This window comes from Paenibacillus amylolyticus, assembly GCF_036894225.1.
Classification (GTDB): Bacteria; Bacillota; Bacilli; order Paenibacillales; family Paenibacillaceae; genus Paenibacillus; species Paenibacillus amylolyticus.
Genome location: NZ_CP145892.1, coordinates 1,176,035 through 1,194,922, shown reverse-complemented (window position 1 = coordinate 1,194,922; position 18,888 = coordinate 1,176,035). Strand labels below are relative to the sequence as shown.

The following is an 18,888-nucleotide window of genomic DNA, read 5'->3' as shown; positions in this document are numbered from 1 at the left end:
TAAGAGGAGTATTGATTAATATCCTTAATTCCCTTTATATAGAAACCTATTAATATTACATGGATTTGGAAAATAACTCAATCATTGTGATGCATATTCTTGGAACACTCTTATTCCTCAACGGTTAGCTGAGCAACAAGAATGCACCGATGTTTATTTACAGACACCAAAAAAGACTATCCCCTGCCAATATTCTGGCACCGAATAGCCCTCTCTTCTTACGCTATCAACTTATCATAATTTATCATCTAATATATTCATAACGCCACATTAACGCTACACCAGCTTCTTACGAATATAACCCGAGATCAAGTCGATAATCGTGATCATCACGATTATACCCAGCAGGATTATACCTACTCGCGGCCAGTTCCGGGTGCTCAATGCAAAGATCAGTGGTGTACCAATCCCCCCTGCTCCGATTACCCCCAGTATGGTCGCGGAACGTACATTGATCTCGAACCGATACAATGTATAGTTTAGGAATCCAGGCATAACCTGCGGCAGGATGGCAAACCACAACTGCTGCATACGATTGGCTCCGGAGGCAAGCAGCGCCTCAGATGGGCCATAGTCGATATTTTCAACTTCATCTGCGTACAACTTGCCTAACATGCCGATGGAGTGCAACCCAAGGGCGAGTACCCCTGCGAACGATCCGGGGCCTACTGCCTTGATGAACAACAAGGCCATGATAATCTCAGGGAACGTGCGAATAAAGCTGAGTACCATTTTGCCTGCACCCGAGATGGAACGATGCCCACTCATGTTACGGGCAGACCAGAAGGCAAATGGAATACAGAGCACGGCCGAGATTACAGTACCTAGTACGGAGATTGCCAACGTGTCTAGCAGTCCGCGCAGCAGGTCTTCTCCCTCAGGCAAATATACAAACTCCCAGTCCGGTGAGAAAATTCCGGCTACAATGGCTTTCATAATCTGAGCGGCAGTTTCCTTGAAACCAGTAAACGGTACACCGGCAAGCGCCCAGACATACACAAGGATTAACAGTAACACAATGACCCAGCGTAGCGGGTTCTTCCGTGGTTTAGGCCGGATGCGGCTTATTTCATTTTTCATCATAGCAATTTCTCCCGCAGCTTAGTACTTACATAATCAATGACCAGAACGATGACGAGGGTAAACAGAATGATTACGCTGGTCTTGTCATACTCCAGGAACCCAAGTGTGGCCTCATAGTAGAGTCCAATCCCTCCGGCTCCCACCAGTCCCAGAATGGCAGCAGCACGTATATTAATTTCGAAGGCATACAGCACATAGGATGTGAACTGGGCAGCCAGTTGCGGCACCACGCCATATACAATGAGCTGAATTCGGTTCATACCAACAGCCGTCATCGCTTCCAGCGGCCCCTGATCAATGGTTTCCAGCGTCTCATACGTCAGCTTCGCGATCAGACCTATCGAGAACACAGCCAGTGCCAAGATTCCGGGAATAGGTCCCAGACCAAACACAGCAACGAACAAAGCAGCAAGCAGCAGATCCGGCACGGTCCGAATCAGGTTCAGCAGAAAGCGCGCCGGATAGTAGATCCAGCGACTTGGCATCAGGTTACCGGCACAGATAATCGAGACTGGAATCGCAATAATCGCACCAATGGTTGTCCCAATCAGGGCCATTCGAATCGTTTCAAGCATGCCTTGCACAATATTATCAAAGTAACTCCACCGGGGCGGGAACATCTCCTTAAGCAGATCCAGCATGTTGGGAAAACCTTCAAACAACTCCGTGAAGCTGGCATCCGTCTGCTTGGCACTGGCCCACAGAAGGAGCAGAATGATCACTAAGGTGAGCAAATGTTTCGTACGCCCAGGCGGTTTTGGGCGATTCACAACCTGAGCCGGGCTGGAACCAGGTTCCTTCCCCACTCCGCCTGAATTCTGAAGTGGCACGTTGGACTGCCCCTTCATACCACAACTTCTCCCTGCTCATGCACAGCCTGCTTGTCCAACAATTCGTCAGCCAGAATTGGTCTGCCGTAAATTTCTGCAAAGCGCTCATCCGTTGCCTCTTCTACCGGGCCGTCGAAGACCACCTCACCTGCTCGCAATCCGACAATACGGGTCGCATACTCTCTCGCCAGATCAATAAAGTGAAGATTGACGATCGTCGTAATCCCAAGGTCTTGATTGATGCGTTTCAGGTCATCCATGACCTGTTTTGTTGTAAGCGGGTCAAGTGAAGCAACCGGTTCGTCGGCCAGAATGATTTTTGCTTCCTGTGCCAGTACACGAGCAATAGCGACACGCTGTTGCTGTCCACCAGACAACTGATCTGCACGGGAATAAGCTTTCTCCGAAATATTCACGCGATCCAGCGCAGTGAACGCCAGTTCAATATCCTCTTTTGGAAAACGACCCATAATGGTGCGCATAGTGGAATGATATCCAACCCGTCCAGCGAGTACGTTACGTAGTACACTGGACCGTTTCACCAGATTGAAACTCTGGAAAATCATGCCGATGTCACGTCTGATCATACGTAAACGTTTGCCTTGTGCCTTCGTGATGGAGCTTCCGTTAATCAGAATCTCTCCCTCACTAATGTCGTGCAGTCGGTTAATGGAGCGTAAGAGCGTTGATTTACCCGCACCGGACAGACCCACTACAGCAATGAATTCACCCTGCTCAAATTTCAGATTAATATTATCCAGGCCCTTGGTGCCGTTAGCGTAAGTTTTGGTAACGTTATGAAGCTCAATCATGACAATATCCTTCTTTCATTCATAATGATCAACCATACATGAGTCCTTGCTATAATGGCACAAGCCAGCGCAGCGTAGATCACGCTGAACTGGCCTGTCCATTGCTACGATTAAGCTGTTCCCATCCAAGAAAGCTACTACAAAGTGAACAGATCCCGAACTACTTTCGGATCAAAATTATTCACCTTTCACTTTTTCGCCATACTGACGAACGATCTCAAACTTGCTATCATCGGACTCTACATAACCTTCATGCGTATAGATTTCTTTGATGATCTGGTGACCTTCAGTATCTTTACCGATATCGATGAAGGCTTGTTTGATCTTCGCAGTCCAATCTGCATTCATGTCTGTACGAACGGCAATGGTATCGTTAGGAATAGGCTCAGTGAACGCCAGTACACGTGTATCTTCAAATACAGTCGGATAGTCTTTAGCTACCGTGTTGCGGGCATCTTGGAAAATAGCTGCTGCATCAACGTCACCGTTTAATACAGCGATAACACCTTGGTCATGACCTTTCAACGTTACAGGTGTTACATCTTTTAATGGATCAATGCCCCTGTCCAGCAACAGACCTGCTGGCCATACATAACCTGCGGAAGACGTTACGTTTTGGTAAGCCACTTTTTTACCTTTAAGGTCCTCGATGGATTGAATCGGAGAGTCTTTTTTTACAATGAACATGGATTTATAGGAATCCGCCAACTCTTCGGTTGGAGCACCTGTCTCATCATTTACACCGAAACGTTGTGCTTGCAAGATAACCTGCGCAGCGCCTTTTTCTTTAGCCAGTACATAAGCTGTCGGAGGCAAGAAACCTACGTCTACTTTGTTGGACGCCATTGCTTCAATAATTGTGTTGTAGTCCGTGGATACGCTGACTTTTACCGGAATGCCCAGTTTGTCACCAAGCAACTTCTCCAGCGGTTTCGCTTTGGCTTCAAGCGTATCTGCGTTCTGGGAAGGAACAAATTGAACCGTCAGTTCAGTTGGCACATAACCTTCGACAGCTTTCTCTTTCTCTGTCTCTGCCGTAGACGTACCGGATGCATTCGAACTCGAATTATCCCCGTTAGCCGAACCTGCTGTACTACTGCTAGACCCACAAGCACTCAGAAACAGAACCAAAATCAACAATGGTAAAAATAAAGCAGACTTCTTCAAACGAACACCCTCCAAAGAGTTTCTATTTTTCAGTACTTATCTACTATAGTTGCCAAATATTAGCGCGATGTGAAACGAAATTTGGAGTTTTGTAAAGTTTCCTGTCAGGCTGTCAGCGCGACTTGTATCTGTTAGAATAGGCTCATTATGGTTGAAGATATAAGAAGAACATCGGAGATAACGGCGCATACTTCGGTTCTTCAAGCTATTCATTCTTCTCCGTTTTATAGTAATTCCATATATCTGAACTTATATATTAGAGGAGATTGTAAAATGACATCCACAAACCATACGGCAAGCTTCGATATTCTGTATACCAGTGATCTGCACGGGGCGATCCGTCCCATTCATTACAATACCAATGCCTACCGCCCAGCTGGGCTTGCCCTGCTGGCTTCCCTGATTCGTAAGGAACGTGAACGTTCACCTGAATTGATGCTGGTGGATAACGGGGATCTGCTGCAAGGATCACCCTTGGCCTCCTATGCAGCTTCACAGGTTTCCAAAAACGAGGTGCATCCATTCATAACGGTACTGAATGAACTCGGTTATGATGCTGCGGTGATGGGCAATCACGAGTTTAACTATGGTCAGAGTCTGTTGCGCGGAGCAGTTGAAGCTTCCAATTTCCCTTGGCTGTCTGCCAATATTGTAAAAGATGAGCAACCAGACGTACCTGCCTTCGGTCCTCCGTATCTAATCAAAACCTTATCTACGGGTGTCAAAGTAGCCCTCTTGGGCGCAACTACGCACTACATACCGAACTGGGAGCACCCGAAAAATATTGAGGGGTTACGGTTCCTTGATGCCTTGGAAACTATTCGTGCATGGGTTAGCTATATCCATGAGCATGAACAACCAGATGTAATGGTTGTCAGTTATCACGGCGGATTTGAGAGTGATCTGGAGACAGGCGAGCCCACCGAACGGTTAACTGGGGAAAATCAAGGCTATGCCATCTGTCGGGACATCGAAGGCATCGATGTGTTGCTTACCGGACATCAGCATCGTCAGTTTACCGCTAATATTCATGGTGTAACCGTCATTCAGACAGGCTTCAGTGGAAATGGTGCGGGGCATGTATCCCTTCAGTTGGAACAATCATCGGGCGGCAAGTGGCAGATTACAGATAAGCAGGCTCGGTTGTTACTTCTGGATGAACATCATGAGGTTGAACCTGATGCAACCGTCATGAAACTGACGGAAGAGCTGGAAACTGAGGCACAATCATGGCTTGATCAACCCATTGGCGAGGTGGCTGGGGATTTATCCATCACCAATGCTACGGCTCTGCGACTCAAGGCACATCCATTCATTGCTTTTGTACATCAAGTGCAGATGGAAGCGACTGGAGCGCAGCTCTCCAATACCGCCATGCTGAGTGAAGAAGCTCGCGGTTTCGGGAGTCACATCACCGTTCGGGACGTGTTATCCAACTTCATCTATCCTAATACTCTGACGGTGCTGGAGTTGAGTGGTCAGGATATCCGGGAGGCACTGGAACAAACGGCACGTTACTTTGAAGTGAATACTTCTGGTGAGGTGGCAGTTAATCCGGCTTATATGGAACCCAAACCTCAACATTATAATTACGATATGTGGGCTGGCATGGAATACGAGCTAGATATCTCCCAACCTGTTGGCAGTCGAGTTGTGAAGTTGGAACATGAAGGCAAGCCAATGGACATGAATGGCATGTACTCTGTGGTGATGAACAGCTACCGCGCTGCTGGCGGCGGGGATTATGCAATGTATCCGGGCAAAAAGGTACTACACGAAGGTGCCACGGACATGGCCGCACTGGTGGAAGATTACATCCGCAGACACCAGCCGTTAACGGTGGAGCAGGCTAATAACTGGAAAGTTATCGGAAGTTAAATGAGAAAGAGCAGGTCCTGTGATCAGGATCTGCTCTTTTGTTTTCAACCTATTGCTTACTTGTTCTTGTTGAATTATCCTATCCTATCCTGTCCTGTCCCTTCATCCGACATATTGAAGGATTAACTGATATAATGCTATTGAAAATCCTAAGATACTCGCTTTCATTTTAGATGGATGATATCTTTCGCTACGAATCAAATAAAAGAAAACCAAAATAAACCCTGCGGGGATCCATAGCTCAAAGACACCATTTGTTGTACTTTGAGAATAAATTGGCGTAATGAACGTACTAATTAAAAAGTAAAAGAAAACCGTAAAACGTCTTGTTTCTAACTGCTTGCTCCACCTTACTAGAATGAAAATAATAATGATTGCGATAATAATAATGTGAACAGGGGGTAGAAGAATAGCAACATTCCCAAATTTGAATTCCATTCCGCATTGCCCTCCTCTCTTTTAATGCATCACATGACTGACTACAGGCATACGTGTAAAAATTCATTCTCATGCTTCAAAACCGCTGGCAACCGTCCAAAAACGGACCTATTCCAATATATCCTTATTTTAACATACAATCACAGTTCCATTTCCCACGTTTATTCAATAAAATATGCAAAAAGAGCAGAAGTGAGGAGCATCGTGCCCTCATCCCTGCTCATTTTACATACCTACAAGTTTTCTAATACATGTCCCATATTATCCAAAATGACTATTGCGCCTTTTTACGCAGCTGACTGTAATACAGCTCGCTGTAGAAACCGCCTTGTTCCAGCAATGCATCATGCGAGCCTTGCTCTAGTAGCTGCCCATCCTTCAGCACCAGAATTCGGTCTGCCTGACGGATCGTGTTCAGCCTGTGGGCAATGACAAAGCTGGTACGGCCTTGCATCAGGCGTTGCAACCCTTCCTGGATTTTAATCTCCGTAACAGTATCAATACTGCTCGTCGCTTCGTCCAGTACAAGTATGGATGGATCTGCCAAGATTGCCCGGGCAATGGCGAGTAATTGCTTCTGCCCCTGACTAATGCCGCTACCGTCGGCCTGGAGCACTTTGTCGTATCCATCCTTCATTCGCACAATGAAGGAATGGGCATTCGCCAGCCGGGAGGCTGCTTCCACTTCTTCATCCGTTGCGTCCAGACGGCCAAACCGAATATTTTCCCGAATTGTGCCCTGAAACAGAAATGAATCTTGTAGTACAAATGCCATATGTGACCGCAGATTCTCACGCCGAATGGTGGTCATATCGCGACCATCTACCGTTAATGTGCCACCTGTTGGATCATAGAAACGGGATAACAGCTGAATTAATGTTGTTTTCCCCGCTCCGGTCGGACCCACAAGGGCAATCATCTCCCCCGGTTTGGCTTCAAAGCTGATCTCATGCAAAATGTTACGTCCTTCATCGTATCCAAAGGATACTTTGTCGAAACGAACGGCTCCCTCTACCTTGTCCAGAGATATCGCTGCCCCTTCATCCTTCGCTTCCTCATCTTCGTCCAGCACCTCGAATACGCGCTCAGCCCCCGCAATCGCGGACAATAACGTATTCCACTGGTTCGCCAGATCATTCAGCGGACGAGTGAATTGACGGGCATATTCCACAAAGATAATAATCACCCCAACCGTAACGGAACCCTGAATCGCCAGAATACCACCGATGCCCGCCACAATCGCAAAGCTCAGGTTGTTCAATCCATTCATCAGTTTCGGGATAAAACCAGAGATCGTCTGTGCCCAGAAACCGGAAATCCGGATGCGGGTATTTCGTTCCTCAAAACCGCGAATCACCCGCTCCTCTTGGGAGAATGCCTTAATGATCCGCTGCCCGGATAACGTCTCTTCGATATAACCGTTGAGTTCACCCAGATTCCGTTGCCGCTCCTTGAAGAGCGGTCCCGTTCTGCGCGTAATCCAACGCATGCCGATGGCCATCAAAGGCACAACGATAAAGGTAAGCAGGGTCAGTAGCGGACTGAGCCAGAGCATAACCCCAAACGTTCCGAGCAGTGTTAATACACTCGAAAAAATCTGGATCGCCGAGCTGTTCAACGTACCGCTGACATTCTCGATATCATTGGTCACCCGGCTCATAATCTCCCCCTGCTGGCGTTTACCGAAGAATGGAATCGGTAATTTGTGCAGATGGGAGAACAGATCATACCGCATGCGGAACACGGTTTCCTGTGCAATTTCGATCATCCATATATTTTGTAACCAGGATGTAAGAGAGAACAAGACATACACTGCGGTTAATCCAATCAGAAACCGAGTCCAGCTTGCCCCGGCTTCGCCCGCGATGAAATCATCCACGGCCACCCCTACCATGTATGGGCCAAGCAAAGCGAGTGCGGAACTGGCAAACACCATCAACAGTACCATGGACAGCTTAACCTTGCGCCGTGCCAGATAGGTCCAGATACGACCTAATGTACCGGACCAGTTCTTCGCCCGTGCCTTGGGTTTGCGACCACCGCCTGATCGTAACGTCTCCGGATCAATCGGCGGTGGCGGCTGACGGAAAGGCTCAATGAATGCTTTGAACATGCTGTGCACCCTCCCCGTATTGTGATTCATGGATTCGACGATACAGCTCTGACGACTCCATCAGGTCTTCATGTTTTCCTTGCCCAATGAGTTGTCCATCATCAAGCAGCAGAATCAGGTCCGCCGAAGTGGTTGAACTGATCTTCTGGGTGATGATAAACGTGGTACACGACAATTCCTCCAGCGCATCGAGCAGTCTGCCTTCTGTAGCCACATCCAGCGCACTTGTGCTATCGTCCAGAATCAAAATTCTTGGTCTACGTACCAGTGCTCGTGCAATGGAAAGTCGCTGCTTTTGTCCACCGGAGAAATTCACTCCCCGTTGACCCAGCAATGTATCATAACCGTTTGGTAAATTCTCAATTGTTTCATGGATCTGCGCGCGCTTCGCGGCTTCCACGATCTCATCCAAGGTAGCATCTTCCTGACCCCAGGCAATATTCTCCCGGATGGAACCGGTAAACAGGACAACCTCCTGAGGCACATAACCAATCGCACCACGCAGCATGGACAGATCCAGCTCTGATGCATCGGCACCATCAATCCGTACCTTTCCTTGAACCTCTGTGTATAAACGCGGAATAAGCTGTACCAGCGAGGATTTGCCTGAGCCTGTTGCTCCCATAATGGCAATACGCTCCCCCGCTTTTGCCGTAAATGTGATGTTATCCAGTACTGTAATTTCACTATTCGGATAACTGAAGCCTACACTGCGGAATTCGACCGCTCCCTGAACAGCGCGCTGTTTCTTCGCCGGGAATACAGATTGCGGAAAATGCGAAGATTTCATAGATCCAGCAGATGGTGCAGACGTTGATTCTGCCTTATTCTGTTCAGTCTCCGACGTGTCCTCCGTATTAAACACTTCATTCAGCCTTTGCGCCGAAGCGCTTGCTCTGGAGAAGGTTACCAGAATCCATGACAACGCAGACATGGCACCAATTGTGCGAAGCAGATAGTTAATCACCGCGACCACTTCACCCACGGTTGCATTACCGGAGGCAATGTCGACTCGTCCAAACCATAACACGGCGATGATACAAACGTTCATCATCAGCAGCATGAACGGCATCGTGGTCTCCGTCAAGCGCAGCGCGGAAATTGTGCCTTTCATCAGCTTGCCGCTGAATCCGGCAAAGCGTTCGATCTCATGGCTCATCCGTACGAAGACACGGATCAGCCGAATGCCTGTCAGATTCTCCTGGATGACTCCATTGACGGCATCCAGTCTGCGCTGCACATTGCGGAACAGCAGCGCTGCCTTTTTGATCATCCACACTACAACAATGAGCAGTACAGGCACCATGACAACCAGCAGCAGACCCAACCTCGGGTTCACGATTACTGCCATAATCATGCTACCAATCACCACCAGGGGCACACGTGTCATGAATCGCAGACTCATGAAGACGGTGTCCTGAACCTGGGTCACGTCCCCCGTTAATCGGGTAATCAGGGACGACGTCGCGAACCGGTTAAAGACGGCATAAGAGAACGTTTGCACTTTCTCATACAACTTCTCCCGCAGATCGTATCCGAACCCCAGACTTGCATGGGATGCAAAGAACGAACTCGCAATTCCGGCAGCAAAAGCCACAACAGCACTGCCAACCAGCACACCGCCCCACAACCAGACGACAGAAAGGTCTCCCTGCTGAATCCCGTTATCAATGATCTTGGAGATCAGATAAGGCTGAGCCAGCTCCACCGCAAGCTCAATTAACATCATGACCAGGGCTGCAATCGCGGCAACTCGGTACTTCTTCAAGTAGTACAACAGCTTGATCATAAGCATTCCTCCGGCTCGGAGCACCCTAAACCGATAACACGTTCCAGCTCAGAGCCTCCATTAGACATGTTGTTTTCTCCACAGCGTCCAATATGTAATCATTTCTATGTACACATATGGTTATTATAGCGTATTTTACAATGCCGCTTCTATTCTTATTACCCTACTTTTCCCAATACAATAAACTTCTCTTCATTTTGGCAGTAAAAAAAGGAAGGTCTCCCTTCCCCACACTAGTTAAGTGCTTACAGCTCGCCCGCTCACAGACATATTTCAGATCAAAAGAAATGCATATCTACACTCAGGTCATCTGCCTAACTTTGCAGAAATATAGTTATCTGTTTACATACCAAGCGAGATGTTCACTACCATCTTCTGCGTCCACGATCACCCCGGTAGTCATCATTCAACTCTCCCAGGCGATCGTATGTCTCTTTATATATCCGAATCACGGCCTGAACTTTGATAAAATCAGCATCTTCCGGTCCAAGCCCCTCCATAAACATTCTCTGAATGATCTGTTGGAAGAATTGCACTCTGGCCTCAATCTGTTCTCGCTCAAGCTGTAATATGTCTTCGAAACTGTGGTTCCCTATGTAATCCATCAACTCATCATCATGTCTGGAATAATCTGAGTTTCTCCGATCTGCAACCCATTCATCCGGCTCATTGGACTGGAGATTAACACTCGTACGTAGTTGGGATAAAATGATTTTCTCTTTGGCCAGCATGACATGAAAATCTTTGTTACGGAGCAGCTCAGATACAATCAGACTGCACATTTCACGGTTTTGGATCAGTATGCCGTCAAATGGATGCAGTGTCCACTCCCCGTTTGCATAATACAGGTTAAAGTTAAAGAACTCACTGCCATATTTGTATTGAATATTAATCTTGGTCTCATCAATAATCTCGAATGAAAAGTCCAGCATGTTCAGCAAGCTCCTTCGTATAACCCCAGATTTTAGCTTTATCCTATCAAATGAAACAAAGAGACGCACTCGGCGTCCCTCGTAGAAAGATATACATCTAGCAATCTCCTGGCTTATGCAGCGAGTCTCGCCCTATTACCCTAATCCAGGAAAGATCCTAATGCACTGGAATCCGGTTTATTTTTCTCCGGAATGGCAGCAGCTTTTGGCCCTTCCAGACCCAGTCGATCGCTCATTTTAGCGTTAAGGGTTGTCATCTTGTTGGTATAGTCATTACAACTCTCGATGATCCGGCGATTAGACTGCTCGGACAAATCCAGCGCAGACATCAGATCACCCATCGCCTGATTGACGGCTTCAAGGGACATCGCCGGTTTGGACAACAGTTCATTTGTTTTCTCTGTTGTTGTCTTCAACAATCTGGCGTTCTCCTTGAATTGATCTTCAATCGTCTTATTCGTCGCTTCCACAGCAGAAATGACCTTCTCCTGATCATTGAGTGCCATAGCAATCATGGCCGAAACGGTGATCAGATTCGCTGTTTTATCAATGGCATTATTCACTGAATCAATCAACTTGTCATTGTTATCATTAATGATGTCGGTAGCTGCGATCGCCTGATTGTACAGCATAATCATCTCTGTCATGGATTGGGTACGTGTAACCACTTTGCGCAACCCACGCTCCAGATGTGCTTTACGATTCTCGTTCTCGGGCTTTGCGATCTCAGTTTCAAACAATGCTTTCAATTGATTACCAAAAGAGATTTTGGTCTGCAGATTGTAGATCTCCTGAATGGAAGAACGTTTCAATTGACGCATGTTCACGATGCTTTCTTCCAGGTTGTCCTTGCCGTCCCGCAACCCGTTAATGATGGCATCAATGTTCGTACGAACGGATTGATAACGGTATACGTAGTTTTTCAACGGGCTTTTACGTAACAACTTCCCGACAAAACTCACATTTTTACTCTGCTGCAAACTCTCACATTCATCACGGAGCTTCAGGATCATGTTTGATACCTCTGCCCGATTCCCGGACATCAGTTCATTGACTGGACGATCAAGCAACTTGAGAGTCTGCCCTGCTCTCTCTTGTGTTTTCACGCCCAACTTGCCGATATCATCCATTAAGGTATCCAGATGAGCCGGATCACTTTGGGACACTTTCTGAATAAGCTGTGTTGCTTCCTGGTTAATCCGTTGCTCATCTTCCTGCTTCAACTGAGCCCATTCCGTTGCCATGCCAATCCCTCCTATAATTCAGAGCTGTTATACCGTTGATGTATTAGTTCCGCTTTGTTCTGGAGCTCCATTAAGTCTTTATGTTCAATCGTTGATACAATATCCGATATCTTGGAATCCACGTCTCGAAGACCATTCAGCAGCATACGCCGATTATTACGTTTGGCTTCTCCACTTAAACGTAAAAATGGATTAATAAAACCGTTCAGGTCTTTCAAAATAAGTCTGCGCACCGTATGGTTGATATCTCCGTTATTTAACTCCTGAAGGGAAGGGATCACACGCTGCAAACGGGCAAACAACGCCAGTGATTTCTCCACGATCTCATTATCCAGCTCGTTCTTCTGACCTTCGGAGATGATCATGTCCTCCAGAACTTCCAGGTATTCAATCACTGGATCAAATACAGGATCTGGTTCAGTCCGGGAAGGCTTCGCTTGTTCTGTGCCCGCATGCTGTGCGGGAGTGGAACTCGGTTGGGGCTCTGCCAGAGAAGCTTCTCGTGCCCCTGTTGGCACTGTGCTCGGTGCTTGTCCACCATTCAAGCGGGATGGTTCATTTCCGATATCTGTAATGGGTACAGGGGCTGATGACGAACCCTGGACCTGTGTACGTGACGTGGAACGTGAAGGAATCAATCCTCCGACCACAGTTGCCAGTGCCGGAATTGCCCACGTGATGACATCCGGTAGAAAGGGACTCGAGATCGCCGCGAGACCATAACCGACCAATGCGCCTATACCTATCTTCGTTTTCCGTAACATTACTTGTCCTCCTGCCTTAACAACACATACAGTGCATATTCAAAAAGTCTGATTTTCAGTACCAAGAAGATGGACTTTTTGAATAACCTCTCATCCGTATTGTAAAAAAACCATCCAGAAGGTGTCAATGTTGAGGGAAATTCTCAGCTAGACGTGGTGTACTCCGCTTACCTTCTGAACGTCGATTATAAATGGCTGTTCGATATGACTTCCCAGTATGCCAAACTTCGGATGAAGTGGTCCAATATCATGGCCAAGTGCAGACTTGACCGCCAGATACGGGAAGTTCACGCCCGACAGACAAGACATGTGCAACCCACCCGACATACGCGGATTAATCTCCAGTAGCTTCGGTGTATCCTTGCGATATTTCATCTGTATATTAAAATTATAAGGAATCTGATATACCTCTGCCACATTGCGGGCAATCGCCAGCAATTCCTCGTTTTCTTCAAGCAAGCGCAAACGTCCTCTTTCTTTTCTACGCGGGATAGCCGTTATAAGTTTCCCATTGCGATCCGAAAGACAATCAATGCTGTATTCATATCCTTCCAGTACCTCCATCACCATGACATTTTGAAAGGACGGAGCAGAAGAGAACGCACGCAGGGCATCTTCATACGAAATGGAGTTAAGCGCGTATCCGAACAACTCCTGCAACGGATCACGTTCATTATTAATCACTCGGAATCCCATACCACCCTCACCATTACATGGTTTGAAGCATACATCGTGTCCACGTGCACGTAGCGCCTCATAGGCTTGCTGGAATTGTGCAGCATTACTAACCGTGAAATAATCCGGAATCTCCATAATGCCTTTCTCACGCACTGATTCATAGAAACGGTCTTTCTCCATCAATTGTTCCAGCAATTCCGTGTCCGAGCATACGATAACTCTTGTACCTATCTCTTCGAACAGGGAGATATGTCTGCTGATGTCCAGCATGTTCCAGCGTGGAATAAACACATCAATCTGATGACGACGGCAAAAGTCGAGGCAAAAATCAACATACTCCCGGCCCGTTAGACGCGGTTCAACTTCTGCAACATCACAGCCCTGTAATGCCATATGTCCAGGATCAGGATGAGTACCGTAGATCTCAAATTCCATACCGTCCTCATTGTCCCGAATCGCATTCATATAATGATACGTTACAGAGAACCAACGGTTGAAGTAAATCTTCATTTTTTTCATTTATACGGTCTCCCTTATCTCGGCATGGTCTATCTGGGTCTGTTGATCGTTATGAATACGGTGAACGTAATCGAGAATCTCATCTGCTGCAAAAGCACCGAATTGTTCCGTAAATTGATACGGTACCTGCTCAGGTACACGCTGTCTCTCCACATGTAACTCTCCGTGAGACGGAGCAATGGCGTAGTGCGCAAAGTCCAGCAAACAACGATCCAGCAAGGAATCACCCGAAGCAATCACAGGCACATCGCCAATGCGTTGCCTAATATGCTCCACTGCAGCTCGTTTGTTCACGGGCGAAGGCACCAGATAGAGCTTCCGCCCCTGAATCGAACTCTCCCATCCCAGCGTCTCTAACACCCGAATCTTTTCCGCAATATGCTCCATTGGAAGCTTGTCACGTTCGATCAACAATGCAAAGAACAGCTCATCACACAATCGCTGATTAATTACCCACTCCGGGCTCAGCACATCGTCAAATAAATTCAGGATCTCTTCGGGAGTAGCTGCCTGCTGACGAAGCAAAGAACGAATATACAGATTCCATTCATCGTCTACCTGACCGTCAACAATGATGTTGCCACCATTACTCGTCACCGCATATTTCGGAATACATTCGCTCTGAAAAATGTGAATGCGCCGGTACTGCTCCACTGTACGTGTCGTCACCGGCATAAATACAATGTCTTGTGGCAAAGACTGCAACCGCTCCAGTGCATATGCTGACATAAAAGCGGACAACTTGCCGTTAATCCACTCTGCGGGAACAAGTCCCGGTGTATCTTCGGGAATACGGAGCGCACGACGGGAGTACACCAGCGTCTGGTCCAGATCACTTGCGTAGATCATCATTCTCCGCCACCTCCCAGGGATTGAATAATGCCGCAACAGGAATAGGTTAATCCCGGATATACCTCAACCGGCACATTTCTGTCTCTGGCGAGCATCATGATATGTTGCAAATCCGGATTATCCAGACGGTCCACAAGAATCTTCCAGGGGACCCGTCGCAATAACACTCGGGTTGTTTCTCCGATTCCAGGTTTGATTAGATTGATGTTCGCAATACCAAAGGATTGCTGGATGGACTCGATATCCTGCCAGCCTTTCCAGGTGATTTCCGAAGTACTGGTAGCATTGTCGTCCGAGCGAATCTCCACTTGTTCCATCATCTGCGGAAAATGCTGAGCGATGGTATCCACATACTGGATCGACACATCCGCAGAGGACCATTCACGATACCATTTGGCCCCGTGAAAATCTGCCGGTCCAATCAGATCATCGCGAAGTACTGTACGGCTCACCAGTCCCGATACCGTGGAATTCAGACAAGCACTAGGAATAAGATAATCTTCCCTTGTCCCAAAGGTGCCTGAGCATTGCCCCGGATCGGCCAACACGGCAAGATCATCATCGAGACTTATGCCATAAGTCCGTTCCATTTGGTCACAGGATTCTTTCAGCACTTTGCGAATAGCCCCTTTTCCTGTCCAACCGTCTACAAACTGAATAGCTGTTCCCAGACCATGCTGCTGTAAAATATATAAAATTGCGTTCTCGTCCATACCCTTGCCACGGATAATAGAAATACTATAATGCGGAATCGTCACTTTGTATTTCAATTCAATATAACGTTTGATCAGGATGCCCACAGGTGTTCCGGCTCGAGCCAGAGATACCAGCACAAGATTCAGTCCCCTGCGCTCTACAATCTTCTCAGCCACAATGGCGGTATGACGTGCAATTCTTGCACCGGATTGTTCCAGTGTCTGATGGAACAGCTCGATGTATTCTGCTGTGGGCTGGTATTCCACGGGCAGCATCTCCGAATAATGAACCCCGGATTGGATCGCCTGCTCCCGTTCACCCGTTCCCTTTTCCAGATCCACATGACTGATATCCTTCAGTAGGAAAACAACGTCCGATGCAGCATAACTGCCCATCGGTTCGGGAGACGGAATCTCACGTTGTCTGATTAGCTCCAATGTAGTTAAGTTCATTGCTCGTTGTCCCCTGTCTTCTCTGGCAAGCCGCAATATACAATATGAATGTGTCCACACCCCAACTGCCCCAGTACCTTCAACATCGGTTCCATTCGTTCTTCGGACATCTGTCTCTCCAGCAGAACAAAAATCTCATCATACTGTCCCGGGGCGATGTTATAGATAAAGTTACGAACGGATGCGTCTTCCGGTGAGGCATATCCGGCACCACTACGAACAGCATATCCTGGAGCCGGATGTGTATGGATTGGACTGCGGGTAGTGGATTGATACAACACGCCTTCTCCCATCTCGGCAGCAATACGCATCGGAATGTACATGAACTCCCCTGTTCCCATCACCAAAGTCCGTTCTCCCGTACGCTGCGTCCGAAGCCGTTCTGCAATCCGGCTAATCTCCTGGCGCAATTCGCCATTATGACGGGATTGCATACCAAACCTGCCCGTATGTTGGACGTAGCTCGCTGTGCTGCGTTTGCCTTCACCATCCTCCGAAGTGGCATGTAGCTGTTCGAAGTCATCGGCAACGGTAGAAGTCTGAAGCGTTACGGCAGGATGAAATAGCTGCTCATCTTGCTGTGTTGGTTCCAAATGTGGAGTACCCACTACTTCAATGCGACCCTTCAACAGGCTTAACGGTGTAATGGTAATCCCCAGTTCAGCTTCCAGTTCGACAAACCGAAGTTCGTCCGCTTCCGTACGCCAGTCCAACAGCGAAGCAATCACATATTGCTTCCGGGGGTATCTGGCCTGAATATCCCGAATGATATTCAACGTCGTTTTGCCCGTCGTAATCTCGTCGTCCACCAGAACAATCGGGCCTTCTCCTGCAAAAGCTTCATGATCCAACGCATAACAACGATGAGCCATCGCATGGGAATGTTCTTCTTCAAATTGAATATCTGGATGCATCGCTGGAACATACTCGCGAGTGGTGTGAATATAAGAAGCTTGATCAGCAAACATCTCGTACATGCTGTGACCCAACGCTGTCGCTGTCTCGGCAAAACCAACAAAACGAATCGTTTCCGGCAAACTCAAGCTTTCTTGCAACAGCATGTTGTACACTTGCCGGGCTTGTTGGGGATCAATCAGCCCCTCGACCATTTCCCGTTTCCACTCGGTGATCTGAACTTTCGTCTCTTCCGTCTTTTCAGTCAGGTGCTCATATAACAGAACAGCCAATGCCGCGCCACTCAGAAGCGAGGTATACGGGTTAACCGGGATGTGCTTGCCCAGCAGTCTGCTTACAAACAGAAATGAACGTTTCTTATTGATGCGTGCAGCCATGGAAAATAGAGATTCTAGTGGAAGTTGCAGCGGGTTATGTGTAACCTGAACGTTCAGACTGAATTGATCAAGAATTGGGAACGTAGTTATGTTGTTGTTCGTGCTTGGGCAAGAGCCCGACAAAATGCTGCTGTTCATGTAACACCCCATATATTTGTGATCGGATTAGAATTCGATTCGCCCAGCTCAAGTGTGGTTTAATCTCATTCATTTTGTTATAGTAATTACTTTTGAACACACCCAGGCTACCGTCATTACGGGCGATGATGTCTTGGGCATCGGAATATTCCTCATGTGTAACAACGTACATCGCTTGTACGGGCTTAATATGAGAAGGATGAATGATCGTTTTGCCTACAATTCCATTTTCCTTGTCCATCATGACTTCACGCATCAATCCATCCATTGTGTTCGTAATATATTTCATTCTCAGATGCAGCCCTGATTTGCCCAGGGTTTCTTCGAATGGAGTCTGTCGTAATTGAGGTTTGAACACGCGCTCCCGCTGACTGAAATATTCCCAGACAGGACCCGAGATCACATACGGCTTGTCCATTCGTCCAAACAGATTGATAATATCCGAGATGCAGTCACGGATCGTGGCGATATCGTATATGGTCAATTCCGGGCTTCGGCGTAGTCCAAACAGGCTGGAGAAATCGGTCGCACCAATGCGTACATTGAGCACATATTCAACATTTTCATCGAGGATGTTACGAAGGCCCAGTAAGGTCTCCCAACGTGTCTCCCGATATATAATTGAAGCCGTTTCCAATATAGGCATTCCATAGAGAACGGGATAATGATCCGGCTTCCGTTGATTATACTTGCGGATCTGGTCGAAATAGGCTCTTCCATTGCCCACGCAAAACTTGGGCAAAGCCACGCCTGTCAGCATGGACACCAATTCTCCCAACGTATCAATGAGACGTTCCAACTGTTGTGGTGAACGTACACGAGCAAACAGAAGAGGCATTTGATCCTGACTCAGCATGCCTGTCTCCATATAAGTCATCAGTTGAGTTAGATGCTGTACCAGACACTGCTCGGCAAACTCTACTTGGTCGTCACCCACAGCGTCCTCCAGATCAATAATAATGGTCGTCAGACCTTCATGTTTACCATTCATAATGTCGTCCGCGATATGTGTGCGCGTCGCGGGCATATATAAAGCAGCCCCAACAGCATATGCCAGTAGATCTTTGGAAGTCCGGTGATTGAACGAGACGGGTGAAGAGAAAAATAAAGTATCTTCTTCTTCCAGACTCAAAAAGTTAAAATATTTCAGGGTTGTCTCCTCCTCGCACCTTTGGCAATAGCCAATCTGCAATAGTTGATTCCAGCTGTCG

The 18,888-nt window shown here is 47.4% G+C and carries 16 protein-coding genes; 1 reads left to right on the top strand and 15 read right to left on the bottom strand.

Features of this window, described 5'->3' with window-relative positions; genetic code table 11:
• Positions 1-276: 276 nt before the first annotated feature.
• The 4 genes from phnE (V6668_RS05335) to V6668_RS05320 form a co-directional block, all read right to left on the bottom strand.
• Positions 277-1,083 (bottom strand): phosphonate ABC transporter, permease protein PhnE, encoded by an 807-nt coding sequence (gene phnE, locus V6668_RS05335; protein ID WP_127547295.1) that lies wholly within the window; start codon positions 1,081-1,083, stop codon positions 277-279.
• Positions 1,080-1,931: a phosphonate ABC transporter, permease protein PhnE gene (phnE, locus tag V6668_RS05330; RefSeq protein ID WP_036672541.1), complete on the bottom strand. Its 852-nt coding sequence runs from the start codon at positions 1,929-1,931 to the stop codon at positions 1,080-1,082. Before phnE (V6668_RS05330) ends, phnE (V6668_RS05335) begins: the two co-directional genes overlap by 4 nt.
• Positions 1,928-2,725 carry a phosphonate ABC transporter ATP-binding protein gene (phnC, locus tag V6668_RS05325; protein WP_036606306.1) on the bottom strand — a complete coding sequence of 266 codons (798 nt, stop codon included), beginning with the start codon at positions 2,723-2,725 and terminating at the stop codon, positions 1,928-1,930. The genes phnE (V6668_RS05330) and phnC overlap by 4 nt, the downstream gene beginning before the upstream one ends.
• 177 nt (positions 2,726-2,902) lie before the next feature.
• Positions 2,903-3,907: a phosphate/phosphite/phosphonate ABC transporter substrate-binding protein gene (locus V6668_RS05320; protein ID WP_422395242.1), complete on the bottom strand. Its 1,005-nt coding sequence runs from the start codon at positions 3,905-3,907 to the stop codon at positions 2,903-2,905.
• Between the two features lie 258 nt (positions 3,908-4,165).
• Between V6668_RS05320 and V6668_RS05315 the strand changes: the two genes are divergently transcribed.
• Positions 4,166-5,770, top strand: a complete 1,605-nt coding sequence (locus V6668_RS05315; protein ID WP_338707880.1) for a bifunctional UDP-sugar hydrolase/5'-nucleotidase — start codon at positions 4,166-4,168, stop codon at positions 5,768-5,770.
• 102 nt (positions 5,771-5,872) lie between these two features.
• Here V6668_RS05315 and V6668_RS05310 read toward each other — a convergent pair whose 3' ends face one another.
• The 11 genes from V6668_RS05310 to V6668_RS05260 all read right to left on the bottom strand — a co-directional run bounded on the left by V6668_RS05310 (position 5,873) and on the right by V6668_RS05260 (position 18,809).
• Complete coding sequence (locus tag V6668_RS05310; protein ID WP_282319252.1) at positions 5,873-6,208, bottom strand: hypothetical protein; 336 nt, start codon at positions 6,206-6,208, stop codon at positions 5,873-5,875.
• Positions 6,209-6,482: 274 nt separating this feature from the next.
• On the bottom strand, positions 6,483-8,321 hold the full coding sequence (locus tag V6668_RS05305) for an ABC transporter ATP-binding protein (RefSeq protein ID WP_074093724.1): 1,839 nt from the start codon (positions 8,319-8,321) through the stop codon (positions 6,483-6,485).
• Positions 8,302-10,110, bottom strand: a complete 1,809-nt coding sequence (locus tag V6668_RS05300; RefSeq protein WP_338707879.1) for an ABC transporter ATP-binding protein — start codon at positions 10,108-10,110, stop codon at positions 8,302-8,304. The genes V6668_RS05305 and V6668_RS05300 overlap by 20 nt, the downstream gene beginning before the upstream one ends.
• Positions 10,111-10,475: 365 nt before the next feature.
• Entirely contained in the window at positions 10,476-11,042 is a 567-nt protein-coding gene (locus V6668_RS05295) for a hypothetical protein (RefSeq protein WP_149846317.1), read from the bottom strand.
• 140 nt (positions 11,043-11,182) lie between these two features.
• Positions 11,183-12,286, bottom strand: a complete 1,104-nt coding sequence (locus V6668_RS05290; RefSeq protein WP_036606281.1) for a toxic anion resistance protein — start codon at positions 12,284-12,286, stop codon at positions 11,183-11,185.
• Positions 12,287-12,297: 11 nt separating this feature from the next.
• Positions 12,298-13,050: a hypothetical protein gene (locus V6668_RS05285; RefSeq protein ID WP_338707878.1), complete on the bottom strand. Its 753-nt coding sequence runs from the start codon at positions 13,048-13,050 to the stop codon at positions 12,298-12,300.
• Between the two features lie 147 nt (positions 13,051-13,197).
• A complete protein-coding gene (locus V6668_RS05280) occupies positions 13,198-14,247 on the bottom strand; it encodes an ATP-grasp domain-containing protein (RefSeq protein ID WP_100526564.1) in 1,050 nt (349 codons plus the stop codon).
• The gene (locus tag V6668_RS05275) at positions 14,248-15,096 is read right to left on the bottom strand and encodes a hydrolase (RefSeq protein WP_338708893.1); all 849 of its coding nucleotides are present in this window, start codon (positions 15,094-15,096) and stop codon (positions 14,248-14,250) included.
• Complete coding sequence (locus V6668_RS05270; RefSeq protein ID WP_338707877.1) at positions 15,096-16,247, bottom strand: cysteine protease StiP family protein; 1,152 nt, start codon at positions 16,245-16,247, stop codon at positions 15,096-15,098. Before V6668_RS05270 ends, V6668_RS05275 begins: the two co-directional genes overlap by 1 nt.
• The gene (locus V6668_RS05265) at positions 16,244-17,677 is read right to left on the bottom strand and encodes a phosphoribosyltransferase family protein (RefSeq protein ID WP_338707876.1); all 1,434 of its coding nucleotides are present in this window, start codon (positions 17,675-17,677) and stop codon (positions 16,244-16,246) included. The genes V6668_RS05270 and V6668_RS05265 overlap by 4 nt, the downstream gene beginning before the upstream one ends.
• Entirely contained in the window at positions 17,607-18,809 is a 1,203-nt protein-coding gene (locus V6668_RS05260) for an HpcH/HpaI aldolase/citrate lyase family protein (RefSeq protein ID WP_051449850.1), read from the bottom strand. The genes V6668_RS05265 and V6668_RS05260 overlap by 71 nt, the downstream gene beginning before the upstream one ends.
• Positions 18,810-18,888 lie beyond the last annotated feature (79 nt).

What these genes read in the sequence shown, in the direction of transcription:
- V6668_RS05270 (WP_338707877.1), bottom strand. Translation starts at nt 16,247, where the DNA reads ATGAACTTAACTACATTGGAGCTAATCAGACAACGTGAGATTCCGTCT.
- V6668_RS05295 (WP_149846317.1), bottom strand. Translation starts at nt 11,042, where the DNA reads ATGCTGGACTTTTCATTCGAGATTATTGATGAGACCAAGATTAATATT.
- V6668_RS05285 (WP_338707878.1), bottom strand. Translation starts at nt 13,050, where the DNA reads ATGTTACGGAAAACGAAGATAGGTATAGGCGCATTGGTCGGTTATGGT.
- V6668_RS05305 (WP_074093724.1), bottom strand. Translation starts at nt 8,321, where the DNA reads ATGTTCAAAGCATTCATTGAGCCTTTCCGTCAGCCGCCACCGCCGATT.
- V6668_RS05310 (WP_282319252.1), bottom strand. Translation starts at nt 6,208, where the DNA reads ATGGAATTCAAATTTGGGAATGTTGCTATTCTTCTACCCCCTGTTCAC.
- V6668_RS05300 (WP_338707879.1), bottom strand. Translation starts at nt 10,110, where the DNA reads ATGATCAAGCTGTTGTACTACTTGAAGAAGTACCGAGTTGCCGCGATT.
- phnC (WP_036606306.1), bottom strand. Translation starts at nt 2,725, where the DNA reads ATGATTGAGCTTCATAACGTTACCAAAACTTACGCTAACGGCACCAAG.
- V6668_RS05315 (WP_338707880.1), top strand. Translation starts at nt 4,166, where the DNA reads ATGACATCCACAAACCATACGGCAAGCTTCGATATTCTGTATACCAGT.
- phnE (WP_036672541.1), bottom strand. Translation starts at nt 1,931, where the DNA reads ATGAAGGGGCAGTCCAACGTGCCACTTCAGAATTCAGGCGGAGTGGGG.
- V6668_RS05265 (WP_338707876.1), bottom strand. Translation starts at nt 17,677, where the DNA reads ATGAACAGCAGCATTTTGTCGGGCTCTTGCCCAAGCACGAACAACAAC.
- V6668_RS05280 (WP_100526564.1), bottom strand. Translation starts at nt 14,247, where the DNA reads ATGAAAAAAATGAAGATTTACTTCAACCGTTGGTTCTCTGTAACGTAT.
- V6668_RS05290 (WP_036606281.1), bottom strand. Translation starts at nt 12,286, where the DNA reads ATGGCAACGGAATGGGCTCAGTTGAAGCAGGAAGATGAGCAACGGATT.
- phnE (WP_127547295.1), bottom strand. Translation starts at nt 1,083, where the DNA reads ATGATGAAAAATGAAATAAGCCGCATCCGGCCTAAACCACGGAAGAAC.
- V6668_RS05275 (WP_338708893.1), bottom strand. Translation starts at nt 15,096, where the DNA reads ATGATCTACGCAAGTGATCTGGACCAGACGCTGGTGTACTCCCGTCGT.